At 72.8% G+C, this 13852-nt stretch carries 6 protein-coding genes; all 6 read right to left on the bottom strand.

Annotated features, from left to right (window positions below):
- Positions 1 to 4: 4 nt before the first annotated feature.
- Positions 5 to 979: an AAA family ATPase gene (locus ACFTZA_RS06415; RefSeq protein ID WP_378191997.1), complete on the bottom strand. Its 975-nt coding sequence runs from the start codon at positions 977 to 979 to the stop codon at positions 5 to 7.
- A 46-nt stretch (positions 980 to 1025) separates the two neighbouring features.
- Positions 1026 to 7022, bottom strand: coding sequence for an Ig-like domain-containing protein (locus ACFTZA_RS06410; protein WP_378191995.1), 5997 nt, complete (start codon positions 7020 to 7022; stop codon positions 1026 to 1028).
- 251 nt (positions 7023 to 7273) lie between these two features.
- Complete coding sequence (locus tag ACFTZA_RS06405; RefSeq protein ID WP_378191993.1) at positions 7274 to 8278, bottom strand: polyprenyl synthetase family protein; 1005 nt, start codon at positions 8276 to 8278, stop codon at positions 7274 to 7276.
- A gap of 38 nt (positions 8279 to 8316) precedes the next feature.
- Positions 8317 to 10149: an NADH-quinone oxidoreductase subunit NuoN gene (gene nuoN / locus ACFTZA_RS06400; RefSeq protein ID WP_378191991.1), complete on the bottom strand. Its 1833-nt coding sequence runs from the start codon at positions 10147 to 10149 to the stop codon at positions 8317 to 8319.
- Complete coding sequence (locus ACFTZA_RS06395) at positions 10146 to 11783, bottom strand: NADH-quinone oxidoreductase subunit M (protein WP_378191989.1); 1638 nt, start codon at positions 11781 to 11783, stop codon at positions 10146 to 10148. Before ACFTZA_RS06395 ends, nuoN begins: the two co-directional genes overlap by 4 nt.
- Positions 11784 to 11799: 16 nt before the next feature.
- A complete protein-coding gene (gene nuoL / locus ACFTZA_RS06390) occupies positions 11800 to 13851 on the bottom strand; it encodes an NADH-quinone oxidoreductase subunit L (protein ID WP_378191987.1) in 2052 nt (683 codons plus the stop codon).
- Between the last annotated feature and the right edge of the window lies 1 nt (position 13852).

The following is a 13852-nucleotide window of genomic DNA, read 5'->3' as shown; positions in this document are numbered from 1 at the left end:
GCGCTCAGGCGCTGCGACGCTCCTGCGGCGCCGCGACGTCCGCGAGGAGGCGGCCGAGGACGGCCTCGTCGGTGGCGCCGGCGAACTCGGCCTCCGGGTCGAGGACGAACCGGTGCGCCCACACGGGCTGGGCGAGCTCCTTGACGTCGTCCGGGAGCACGTAGTTGCGGCCGTGCGCGGCCGCCCACACCTTGGTGCAGCGCACGAGCGCGAGCGCACCACGGACGGAGACACCGACCCGCACCTCGGGCGCGTTGCGCGTCTCCTCGGCGAGGCGCGAGATGTACTCGAGGACCGCGCCGTCGACGTGGACGCGCGCCGCGAGCTCCGCCATCTCCGTCACGGCCTGCGTCGTGATGAGCGGCTGGAGGGACTTGCTGCGGTCGCGCACGGACGCGCCCGACAGGATCTCGACCGTCGACGCGTGGTCCGGGTAGCCGATCGACGACTTCATGAGGAAGCGGTCGAGCTGCGCCTCCGGCAGGCGGTACGTGCCGGCCTGCTCGATGGGGTTCTGCGTCGCGATGACCATGAACGGGCGGCCCACCTCGTGGCCCACGCCGTCGACCGTGACACGCCCCTCCTCCATGACCTCCAGGAGCGCGGACTGCGTCTTGGGCGACGCACGGTTGATCTCGTCCGCGAGGACGATCGACGCGAAGATCGGGCCCGGGTGGAAGTCGAACTTGCCCGACTTTTGGTCGTAGATCGTCACGCCCGTGACGTCGGAGGGCAGCAGGTCCGGCGTGAACTGGATGCGCTGCTGCGTGCCCTGGACGCTCGCCGCGATCGCACGGGCCAGCGACGTCTTGCCCGTGCCCGGCGCGTCCTCGAGGAGGAGGTGGCCCTCGGACAGCATGCACGTCAGTGCGAGCCGCACGACGTGCGACTTGCCCAGCACGGCCTGGCCGACGTTGCCGACGAGGCGGTCGAAGGTCTGAGCGAACCAGGTGGCCTGCTCGGGGGTCATCGTGCTCATGCGTCATCCATCTCTCGTGTGCTGAGGCTGCGGTGGCGGGGCGAGCTCACCACGCGGTTCGCCCGTAGTGCTTGCCCTTGATGACCACCCAGACGTCGTGGCCGGCGTAGTTCGGCCGCCCGGAGCCGATGTAGCACTGCGACTGGAACGTCCCGTTGGCCGGCACGTTGACCCACGACGACGCGAACTGGTGGTCGTATCCATTGAAATTCGTCCAGCACTGGATCGTCTGCTGGCCGGTGTCGCGGAAGTTCGCCGTCGTCACCTGCACGTAGCGGCACGTGGGGTCGCTGCAGTTGTTGTTCGACATCGCGCCGCCCTTGCTGACGGTCGCAGTGGGCTGCGGTTCGGAGCCCGTCCGTGCGGTTGCGCACCGCTCGGCGCTCGTCTGCCTCTCGCTGTCCTGCACGCGGCCGCAGATCTGGATGGACTGGTCGTAGCCGTTGCCGACGGTCCGGGACCCGTCGTTGGCGACGTTCTCCCAACCGCCGCCGCCGATGCGGACCTGCATCTGGATCGGGCGCCCGTTGGTGCCGTTCGCGCTCCAGGACACGGTCGTCTGCGTCGCGCCGACGCCGGCGTTCGCACCGCTGACGTTCGGCGCCGGAGGCGTGCCGTACGGCTTCACCGTGTTCGATGCTCCAGACCAGCCCGAGCACGTGTAGGCGTTGCAGGCCCGGACGGTGAACGAGTAGTTCTCGCCGTTGGTCAGCCCCGTGTACGTCATCCCCGAGTCGGCTCGGCGCGCACCGGCACCGTTGGCACGAACCTCGTAGTACAGGCCCGTACCGCGAGCGTTCGCGATGTTGCTCCACGTGACCCGAGCCTTCTGGCTCGTGTCGCCGGCGATCAGCTCGGCGCGCGGAGCGCCGGGAGTGTCCGGCGTGCCGTACGGCACCACCGCGTTCGACGTGGCGCCGACGGCCGACTTGCCCGCCTTGTTCTCGGCAGTCACGCGGAAGGTGTACGACGCCGTCGTGTCGAGATCCTCCAGGGTCTGCGACGTGCCCGTCACCCCGGGGATCGTGCGCTCGACAGTGCCGTTCTTGATGATGTCGAAGTCGTACGACTTCACCGCGTCGCCGTTCTCGAACGGTGCCGTCCAGGTGACGCGCACCTGTCCGCCGACCCCGGTCTCCACGCGCGTCGCGGACGGCGCCGCGGGAGCGTCGGGCACGCCGGCAGGGATCTCCTCGGCCGAGTAGTCGCCCCACTCGGACGGGTCCGGCGCCTTGTTGACCGCCTGGACGCGCACCTGGTAGGCAACGCCGTTCGTCAGCCCCTCCCAGGTGGTCTGCGTGCCGGTCAGGCCAGTCTTCTGGATGGAGCCCGCGGGCGGCGCCGGCGAGATCTCGAGGTTGACCGTCTCGATCGCCGAGCGGTCGGTGTAGGTCTTGTTGCTCCACGTGACGGTGAGCGACTCGTCGCCGAACTCCAGCTCCGGCGCGGCCGGCGGGTCGGGCTTCTCGTCCGGCCGCGCCACCGCGGAGGCCGGGGACGCCGGCCCGTCGCCGACGTCGTTCGTGGCGAACACCGTGAACGTGTACTCGACGTTGTTCGTCAGGCCGTCGAGCGTGCACGTCGTGGTGCCGCACTGCTGCTCGTAGCCGTTCTGCGAGCGCACGGTGTACCCGGTGATCTCGGACCCGTTGTTGTTCGGCGGGTCCCAGCTCAGCACGACGGTCTTCGACCGGACCTCCTCGACCTGCGGCGTGGTCGGAGCCTCCGGCTTGCCGAGCACGGTGATCTGGACCTGCCCGTCGACGATGCGGTCGGGGTCCTTCGTCGCGTCCTCGACGCGGTAGCGCACGACCATGACGCCGACGAAGGTGTCGGCCGGGGTCACGACGACCTGGTCCCCTTGGACGGAGGCGACGCCCTGCCCGGTCTCGACGCCGGCCGAGACGAGGTTGAGGGGCGTGTCCGGGAAGGGGTTGGAGTCGTTGGCCAGGACGGGGATCGCGCTCTCCCGTCCTTGGTGCGCGTCATCGAGGGTGTCGGTGTTCGCTCGCACCAGCGGCCGCGTGGACGCCACCACGGTGAGCGTCGCGGACGCCTCGACCGGCGGGTGCTCGCCGTCGGTCACGGTGATCGGCACGGTGACGACCGTGCCCTTGGGCACGTCGGGGTTCGCCTGCGCCCGCAGGGTCGCGCCCTCCATGGACAGCGTGACGCCGGCGGCCTCGCCCGTGACGCGGAACGTCAGCGGGTCCTCGTCGGGGTCGGTGGCGAACCGCGCCAGGTCGACGGCGGCCTCCTCGCCGGCCGCGACGTCGAGCGTCGGCGTGCCGGTCATCTCCGGGGGCATGTTCTCCGGCGGCAGCACGGTGATCGGCAGCGTGAGCAGTGCCGTGCTGCCGTCGGGGTCGTCGGGCCCGGAGCCGTCGGTCACCTCGAACGTCACCGACGCGGGGCCCACGTACCCGGCGTTCGACGTGTACGTGAGCGTCGTCGTGCTCGTGACCTCGCGCGACCCCTCGAGCGCGGTCACCTTGTCCTCGACCGTCAGGCGCGGCGTGCGCCCCTCGACGGTGAGGACGTAGTCGGTGATGTCGATCTCGAGCGGCTCGCCGCTGTAGACCTCGAGCGGGGTGATGCCCGGCCGCAGGGTCGGCGCCTGGTCGGTGAGCCCCGGCACCTTGACGAACGCCTTCGCGGTCAGCCCGTCCGGGTCGGTCGCGGTGTACGTGACGACCTGCCGGCGCTCGGTCAGCGTGATCTCGAGCTCGCCGTCGTCCGTCACCGCGGCGGTCTCGTCGTCGCTCGAGACGGTCAACGCGGTCGCGGCGCCGTCGGGGTCGTCGTCGTTCTCGAGCACCGGGACGGTGACCGTCGTCTTGCCGAGGATGTCCTCCACGGGGACGACGTCGTCGCGCGCGACCGGCGGCTGCAGGGGCGCGTCCGCGGCCACGTTCACGGTGACCGCGCCGGTGGCGCGCGCCCCGTACGTGTCCTGGATGCCGTAGTAGAACGTGTACGCACCGTCGTCGGCGGGCGTGGTCACCACGATGCGGTCGGCCACGACCTCGGCGTCCATGCCGTGCTCGTCCTCGACGGCCGAGGGGACGAGGCCCACCTGGTCGCCGTCGGGGTCGGTGTCGTTGGTGAGCGCCGCGATCGCCACGGTGCGCCCGGGGCGCACGGTGACCTCGTCGTCGACCGCCACGGGCGGCTGGTTCGTCTCGCCCGGACGGGAGATGCCGACCCGCACGGTCCCGGTCGCCGTCGCGCCGCGCGCGTCGAGCACCGAGTAGGTGAACGTGTCGAGGCCGGTAGCGTTCTTCGACGCCGCGTACTCGACGAACCCGTCGACGAGGCTCGCGGTGCCCTTCGACGCCGGCGACGCGATGCCCGTCACCTGGACCGAGTCGCCGTCGGGGTCGATCCCGTGCAGCGGGATGTCGATCCGCACGCTCGCGCCCGAGAGCACGCGCGCCTCGACCTCGCGCGGCTGCGGCGGCGCGTTGTCCTCGCCGTCACGGATGCGGATCGTCACCTGGGCGGAGTCCTCCTGCCCGTTGACGTCCCGCACGCGGTAGATCGCGTACGCGGTGCCCGCCTCGGACCCCGCCCGGAAGCGCAGCGTGTCCTCCGACACGAACGCCTCGCCCAGCGCCGGGTCGACGTCCTGCTCGAGCTCCGGCTGGAGGACCAGCTCGAGGCCGTCGGGGTGCGTGTCGTTCTTCAGCACCGGGATCGTCACGATGTCGCCGGCGTGCACGGTCACCTCGTCGGCGACGGCGTTCGGCGGCTGGAGGCGGGTCGGTGCCGGCACGGGCACGACCCGGACCTGGCCCGTCGACGTCTCCGTCCCGTTCGACACGGTGTACTCGATCGTCACCGGACCGTCGAGGCGACGGATCTCGGTCACGCGCAGCATCTGGTGCGCGAGCACCGCCACGGAGACGCCGGCGTCGGCCGGGACGCGCACCGACTGCACGACGAGCACGCCGCCCGCCGGGTCCGTGTCGTTGGCGAGGACGTCGACGAGCGTGGAGCCGCCCGTCGGCAGCAGCGCCGTGTCGGCCACGACGATCGGCGCGCCGGCGGCGGCCGACGGCGGCAGCACGTCGACGCGCACGAGGCCGGTCGCGGCGTTCGGCCCGTCCGTCACCTGGTACGTGAGGTCGTACGAGCGCGGCTCGTTCGACAGGAACGTGAACGTGCCCGCGTCGTAGTTCGGCGTGATCTCGGCAGGCGCCGACTCCGACACGGACGCCAGGCGCAGCTCGTCCCCGTTGGGGTCGCTGTCGTTGCGCAGCGGCTCGACGGTGACGGGCTGGCCCGCCGGCACGACGACGTGGTCGCTCACCGGGATCGGCGGCTGCGGGCCGGGCACGACGTCGACGAGCAGCTTGCCCTCCGCGACGCCCCCGAGACCGTCGGCGACCGACAGCGTGACGATCTTGCGCCCCGTGGACCCGCCACCGTCCCGGAACTCGACCGAGCCGTCGGGGCGCGAGCGCACGTCGTCGCCCGGCACGGTCGCCGCGGCGGACGCGAGGTACAGGTCGTCGCCGTCCGGGTCGCGGAAGAACGGCAGGACCTTGATGGTCGCCGTCCCGCCCTGCTCGACCTTGAGCACCGGGTCGCCCGTGGGCTCGGGCGGGGCGTTCTCGCCCCACGGGGAGATCTTCAGCGAGACGGACGCCTCGGCGACGCCGCCGCGGCCGTCGGACACGGAGTAGCGGAAGCCCTGCGTGCCCTCGGCGTCCTCCGGCACAACGGCCTGCAAGGCCGCGCCGCCGAGGATCTGCTGGACCGTCGCGTTCCCCGGCGACTCGCCGGCGAGGGAGGCCGTCATGACGTCGCCGTCCGGGTCGACGTCGTTCGCGAGCACCGGGAGGATCGTCGTGCGCCCCGGGCGGGCGCCGAACGCGTCGTCCTGCGGCTGCGGCGGGCGGTTCGGCTGCGAGCGGTCGGCGATGAACTGGTCGACCTGCTCCGGGTTGGTCAGCTCGGCGTCGGACTCCTCGCCCTCGGCCTCCTCGGGGAGGACGAGGTCCCAGTCCTCGACCTTCTCGTACTCGTCCGCGGCCATCCAGAGCGTCCCGGCGGACAGGTCGTTGAGGACGATCACGTGGCGGTTCACCCGGTACTCCACGCGCGCCTGCGGGTCCACGCCCTCGAGACGCTTGTCCACGTCGTCGTCCGGGCCCTCGCAGTCGCGGATCACCTGGCCCGTCGACGACCACGCGGCGTACGTGCAGCCGTCGAGCTGCACCGGCGCCGACGGCACGCCCTCCGCGCGACGCACCTGCGCGTCCCCGCCGCCCAGCGGCTGCGACACCAGCCCGCTGGACGTCGCCACCACCACGGCCTCCTCCGCCGCGGACGGCTGCTGCAGCTGTGCCTGCTCCGCGCCGTCGAGCGTGACCGTCTCGCCGCCGGGCAGGACGACCCGCCCGCCCGAACGGTCCAGCACCACCGGGTCGTCGCCGACGGCCGTGACCGCGAGGTCCGCCCCCGAGCTCACCGGCAGCGACGACTCGCGCACCTCGCCCTCGGGCTCGCCGGCGGTGTCGGTCTCGACCGTCACGAGCGTGCCGGTCGACGGCACCGCCGCGAACACGGTGCCGTCGCGCGCCACCGTCAGCGCACCGTCACCGCCCAGCTCCGCGACGGGCTCGGTCTCCTCGGCGTCGAACGCGGTCGCGCCGTCGAACGGCAGGACCCACAGCAGGCCCTCCTCGCCGTCGAGGATCGCCGTCGTCGCACCACCCGACGCGACCTGCGCCCCCGCCGGGAGCCGCACCTGCCCGCTCAGCTCGAGGTGGGCGACGTCGACCGGCGACGCCGTGCTCGTCCCGCCGTCGTCGAGGAGCACCCGCCCCTCGTCCTGCTGCACGTCGAACGACGCGCTGCCCGCGACGAGCGAGCCGTCGAGCGCCTGCGACGCGTAGTTGAACCGTCCGAGGAGGCCGGCGGAGGTCTTCGTGACCCAGACGCCGGAGTCGTTGAGCTCGACGTCGGCCGTCGCCTCGCCGTCGTAGAAGAGGGCCAGGCCGACGACCGCGGTCGAGAACACCGAGACGGTGCTCACGGATGCGACGGTGCGGCGGTTGTCGTTCAGGCGCGACAGGAAGCCCACGGATCCTCCGGGAAGACGGTTCGACGGGCGGCCGGGCCCCCTCCGCCGCCTGGCCGTTCACCGTCTCTCCGGGCAGCGCGCACCGGTCGCGCACACGAGGATAGCCGCAGGTCGCGCGATGCTCCCCGTCGTGGGCATGGGGACAACTCCCCGAGGTCCGGTCCCGTCCGAGCGCGACCGAGCTCGGGCCGGCTCGGGAACGCTCAGGCCGCGCGGTCGGCGAGCGCCTCCGCGAACGACCGCAGGGCGTCCGCGACGGGCCCGTCGGCGAGCGCGTCCAGCTCGGCCGCGGCGTCGCGCGCCCACCGGACGGCGAGCGCGCGCGTCTCGCTGAGGACCTCGTGGCGGCGCAGGGCCGCGACGGCGTCGGCGAGCGCCGTGTCGTCGGACAGGTCCGAGTCCAGCAGCTCGACGAGCCCGAGGTCCTCCGCCGACGCGGTCCCGTCGGCGACGCGCGCGCGCAGCAGCAGGACCGGCATGGTCGGCACCTTCTCGCGCAGGTCGGTGCCGGGCGTCTTGCCGGACTCGTCGCCGGACGAGGCGAGGTCCAGGACGTCGTCCGCCAGCTGGAACGCCACGCCGAGCTTCTCGCCGTAGGACGCGACGGTCTCCACGACGGCCCGCTCGCACCCGGCGAACATCGCACCGAGGCGCGCGGACGTCGCGAGGAGCGACGCCGTCTTGTCCGCCAGGACCTGCAGGTAGTGCTCCACGGGGTCCTCCCCCGCGTCCGGTCCGACCGTCTCGTGCAGCTGCCCGAGGCACAGCCGCTCGAACGTGCCGGCCTGGATGAGCACCGCCTCGGGCCCCAGCGCGGCCACGGTCGAGGCCGCGCGCGCGAAGAGCAGGTCCCCGACCATGATGGCCACGGAGTTGCCGAACACCGCGTGCGCCGACGGCGCCCCGCGCCGGACGGGCGCGGAGTCCATGACGTCGTCGTGGTAGAGCGACGCCAGGTGCGTGAGCTCGACGACGACGGCCGCCTCCTCGACCTCCGGACGTGCCCCGTCACCGAGCTCGGCCGCGAGCAGGGTGAGCAGCGGCCGCAGGCGCTTGCCGCCCGCGTTGACCAGGTGCCGCGACGCCGTGTCGGCGAGGGGGTCGGCGTGCGCGACCGCTCCCCGCAACCGCGTCTCCACGCTCGCGAGCCGGCTCGTCAGGGCCGCGGCCAGCTCGGGGTCGTGGATCGGGATGGCGGTGGTCGTCACGGGAGTCGTCCGCGCAGACGAGCCGGGAGGAACGGAGGTCACGGGACGAACTTAACCGCCTCGGCCGCCAGATCGAGAACCGGGGAGGGGAAAACACCCAGCACGAGCACGCCGAGGGCGCACAGGGCGATCGCCACGGCGGTCGGGCCCGTCGAGCGCACGACGGTCACGCCGGCGCCCCTCTCGCCGGTCCGGGCGTTCTCGACACCGTCGGCGGTGCCGCCGACGGTGTCATCGGTGGTGCCGTCGGCGGGCGCCGTGAAGTACATGAGCACGATGATCCGCACGTAGAAGAACACGGCGACCGCGGACGCGACCACGCCGACGACGGCGAGCACCCACGTGGCGCCCCCGCCCTGCCCGTCGGGGCCGGCGATCGCCGCGCCGAACGCCGTGAACTTCGCGATGAACCCGGCGGTGAGCGGGATCCCCGCCATCGACAGCAGGAAGAGCGAGAACGCGCCGGCGAGCCACGGGCTGCGCCGCCCGAGCCCGGCCCACTGGGACAGGTGCGTCGCCTCGCCGAGGACCGCGCCGTCGTCGTGCGCGGTTCCGGCGCCCGGTGCCGCGGGAGCCTCCCCGGGTGCGGCCGCGGAGTCCGCGGAGGCCGCGGTGACCGCGGAGCCGGCCCCGACCGCGGCCGACACCCGGTCGGGCGCGGCAGGCGCCCTCTCGCGCACGAGCGTGACGACGGCGAACGCGCCGACCGTCGCGAGGCCGTAGACGAGCAGGTAGAACACCGTCGCGCGCAGCGAGAGCCGGGAGAAACCGATGACGCCCACGAGCAGGAACCCGGCGTGCGCGATCGACGAGTACGCGAGCAGCCGCTTGACGTCCGTCTGCACGGCACCGACCACCGTCCCGACCACCATGGTGAGCAGCGCCACGACCCACAGCGCGACGAACAGGTCCTCCCGCAGCTCCGGCGCGCCCACCTCGAGGCCGATCGACACCGAGTACAGGACGCGCAGCAGGGCGCCGAACGCCGCCGCCTTGGTGCACGCGGCCATGAAGCCCGTGATCGGCGTGGGGGCGCCCTGGTAGACGTCGGGAGTCCACGCGTGGAACGGGGCGGCGCCGACCTTGAACAGCAGCCCGGCGAGGATCAGCAGCAGCCCGGTGAGCACGAGCCCCGGCATGTCGGCGACCGGCGTCTCGCCCGTCGCGACCACCCGCTGGATCACCGCGAGGTCGACCGACCCGGCGTAGCCGTAGACGAGGGCGGCCCCGAAGACGAGCAGCGCCGACGCGAACGCGCCGAGGAGGAAGTACTTGAACGACGCCTCCTGCGAGAGCAGGCGGCGCCGGCGCGCCATCGCGGACAGCACGTACAGCGGGAGCGAGAGCACCTCGAGCGCGACGAACAGGACGAGCAGGTTGCCCGTCGCGGGGAAGATCATCATGCCGCCGACGGCGAACAGCACGAGCGGGTACACCTCGGTCTGCTGCAGGCCCTTGCGCCGCGCGAGGTCCTCGTACGGCGATCCGGGCACCGCCGCGGCCGTCGGGGCGAACGCGTCCTGGCCGGTCGACGTGCGGTCGGCGATGACGAGCAGGGCGAGGAACGCGAGCACCACCACCGTGCCCTGCACGGCGAGGCCGAAGTGGTCCACGACCATCGACCCGCCGAGCACGCGGACGCCCGGCACCCCGGTCTCCAGACCCTGCACCGCCGGGTCACGCCACAGCACGACGACGGCCGCGAGCGCCCCGGCCGTCGCGGCGAGCGCGAGGACGACCTGGGTGGTGCGGCGCGCACGGGCCGGGACGAACGCCTCGACGAGGACGCCGAGCACGCCGGCGCCGAGCACGACGAGGACCGGCGCGAGGTAGGTCCAGTCGACGGTGGGGGCGACGAAGGAGTCGGTCACGACTCGCTCCCTTCCTCGGTGCCGGGGGTGAAGAGGATGTCCTGGGACTCGACCGGCTCCGTGGCGCCGCTCTCGACGAGGTGCGCGACGCTGACGTCCGCGGGCTCGTCGACGAGGTCGAGCGCGGGTGCCGGGTAGAAGCCGAGGACGAGGAGGATCACCACGAGCGGCGCGACGACCCACTTCTCGCGCGCGCCGAGGTCGGGCAGCTCCTCGAGGCCGGGGCGCACGCCGCCGGTGAACACGCGCTGGTAGGTGAGCAGCACGTACAGCGCGGCGAGCACCACGCCGACGACCGCGACGAGCGCGGCCCAGGGGCTGCGCGCGAACGTGCCGACGAGCACCATGATCTCGCTGACGAACGTCGACAGGCCGGGCAGCGACAGGGCCGAGAGCCCGGCGACGAGGAACGTCCCGGCCAGCACGGGGACGACCCGCTGGAGTCCGCCGTAGTCGTCGAGGCGCTGCGAGCGCTCGGGGTGCCGGGCGATCAGGAAGCCGGCGAGCAGGAACAGCGCACCGGTCGAGACGCCGTGGTTGACCATGTAGAACGACGACCCGGCGACGCTGAGCGACGTGAACGCGAAGATGCCGAGCACGATGAACCCGAAGTGCGACACGGACGTGTAGGCGATCAGGCGCATGAGGTCGCTCTGCCCGATGGCCATGAGCGCGCCGTAGAGGATCGACACGACCGCGAGCACCACGACGACGGGCGCGGCCCACGCGCTGGCGTGCGGGAACAGCGGCAGGCACAGGGTGAGCATCCCGAACGTGCCGACCTTGTCGAGGACGCCGACGAGCAGCGTGGACGTCCCCGCGGGCGCGTGCTGCGCGGCGTCGGGCAGCCACGTGTGCACGGGGAACAGCGGCGCCTTGATCGCGAACGCGAGGAAGAAGCCGAGGAACAGCAGCCGCTCGGTGGTGACCGGCATCGGTGCCGCGGCGAACGTCTCGACGAGGTTCGCGGTGAGGAACGCGTCGTCGGGCCGCACCCCGGTGGCCGGGTCGACCGGCACCTGGACGTACAGCGCGATGACGGCCGCGAGCATGATGAGCCCGCCCGCGAGGGAGAACAGCAGGAACTTCACCGCCGCGTACCGGCGGCGCGCCCCGACCCCGAAGCCGCCGATCATGAAGTAGACCGGGATGAGCATCGCCTCGAACAGCACGTAGAACAGGAAGACGTCGCGCGCGGCGAACACCGCGACCATGAACGCCTCGAGCAGGAGCACGAGGCCGAGGTAGTGGCGCAGGCGTCGCGCGTCGCCCTCCTGCTCCCGCCACGCGGCGAGGACCACGAGCGGCACGAGCACGACGGCGAGCCCGACGAGGGCGAGCGCCACGCCGTCGACGCCGACGGCCCAGCTCGCGCCGATCTGCGGGATCCACGCGTACGTCTCGGCGAGCTGGTGCGTGCCGGCGTCGGAGGCGTCGAACGCCGCGAAGGCACCGACGAGCAGCGCCACCTCGACGAGCGCGGTGCCGAGCGCGACGCCGCGGACGGCGCGCAGCGCCCCGGCGCCGACGCCGCGCGAGCGCGCCGCGCCGGTGAGCCACACCGCGGCGGCACCGACGACGGGCCACGCGACGAGCAGGGTGAGCCAGGGGACGTCCTGGAGGGTCTGGTTCATGGGGTGCCGACGCCTTTCAGCTCGCGGTGCCGGTGGTCAGGGCGAGCACGACGGCGGCGATCACCACGACGCCGCCGAGCATCGTCGCGCCGTAGGAGCGCACGTAGCCGTTCTGCCAGCCGCGCAGCCGCTCGCCGACCCGGCCGATGCCGCCGGCGAGGCCCAGCCACCCGCCGTCGACCATCTCCTTGTCCGCGTACACGAGCGAGCGCGTGAGGTACTGGCCCGGCCGCATGAGCACGGCCTCGTTGACGTCGTCCTGGTACAGGTCGCGGCGGGCGGCGCGCGTGAGGACGGAGCCGCGCGGCGCACGCACCGGGACCGACGACATCGCGTACCGCCGCCAGGCGAGCGCGGCACCGGCGAGGACGAGGAGCAGGGTGAGCGTGATGAGCGCCCACACGGGGAGCACCGGCTCCTCGTGCTCGACGTGCCCGGTGACCGGTTCGAGCCAGTCGACGAACCGCGAGCCGGCGGCGAGGATCCCCCCGAGGGCCGCCGACCCGACGGCGAGCACGATCATCGGCCACACCATGAGGCCCGGGGACTCGTGCGGGTGCCGCACCGGGCCGTCCTGGGGACGGAGCCCGTCGACCGAGCCGCTGCCGTCGTTCCAGCGCCGCCGGCCGGCGAACGTCATGAAGAACAGGCGTGACATGTAGAACGCGGTGATCCCGGCGCCGACCAGAGCCGCTCCCCCGAAGACCCAGGCGCGCCACGGCTCGCCGTCGACGGGGACGAACGCGGCCTCGATGATCTTGTCCTTGCTCCAGAACCCGGAGAACGGCGGGATGCCGAGGATCGCGAGCCAGCCGAGGCCGAAGGTCACGAACGTGACCTTCATGTACCGGGACAGGGAACCGAAGCGGCGCATGTCCACCTGGTCGTCCATCCCGTGCATGACCGACCCCGCGCCGAGGAACATGCCGGCCTTGAAGAACCCGTGCGTCACGAGGTGGAAGATCGCGAACGCGTAGCCGATCGGGCCGAGGCCCGCGGCGAGGATCATGTACCCGATCTGCGACATGGTGGAGGCCGCGAGCGCCTTCTTGATGTCGTCCTTCGCGCAGCCCACGACCGCCCCGAAGACCAGCGTCACCGCGCCCACGACCACCACGACGAGCTGCGCCGTCGGCGCGCCCTCGAAGATCGGCGCGGACCGCACCACGAGGTAGACGCCGGCCGTGACCATCGTGGCGGCGTGGATGAGGGCGGAGACCGGCGTCGGGCCGGCCATCGCGTCGCCGAGCCACGCCTGGAGCGGGAACTGCGCGGACTTGCCGCACGCGGCGAGCAGGAGCGCGAGGCCCGTGGCCGTGAGCAGCGCGGTCGACGCCTCGGGCGCGAGCGCGAACACGGTCGTGAAGTCGACGGCGCCGAACGCCGCGAACATCAGCATGAGCGCGACGATGAGGCCGATGTCGCCCACGCGGTTCATGACGAACGCCTTCTTCGCCGCGACCGCGTAGTCGCGGCGGTGGTTCCAGAACCCGATGAGCAGGTAGGACGCCAGGCCGACGCCCTCCCAGCCGACGAACAGCAGGAGGTAGGAGTCGGCGAGGACCAGCACGAGCATCGCTGCGACGAAGAGGTTGAGGTACGCGAAGAACCGACGGCGGTCGCGGTCGTGCTCCATGTAGGCGACCGCGTACACGTGGATGAGCGTGCCGACGAACGTCACGAGGAGCACGAACGTCATCGACAGGGGATCGATGCGCAGCCCGAGCGGGACGTCGAGCCCGCCCGCGACGATCCACTCGACGAGGTGCTGGTCGACCACGCGCTCGTCCGCGGGCAGGCCCAGCATCGCGACGAACATCACGAGGCCCACGAGGAACGCGGCGCCCGACATCACCACGCCGAGCCAGGCGCCCCAGCGGTCGCTGCGGCGGCCGGCCAGCAGCAGGACGACCGCACCGAGCAGGGGCAGCGCGACGAGCAGCGGGGCGGCGGCGAGCGCGCCGGGGACGTCCGTGCTCACGGGCACGGGCGCGGTGTCCGCGGGCAGCGCGCCGTGGACGCCGGCGAGGAGCCCGGTCGCCGCCGCAGACGGGAGGAGCATCGTCATC

This window comes from Cellulosimicrobium sp. NPDC057127 (assembly GCF_042670945.1).
In the GTDB taxonomy this organism is placed as follows: domain Bacteria; phylum Actinomycetota; class Actinomycetes; order Actinomycetales; family Cellulomonadaceae; genus Cellulosimicrobium.
This window is presented reverse-complemented; position numbering and strand designations above follow the sequence as displayed.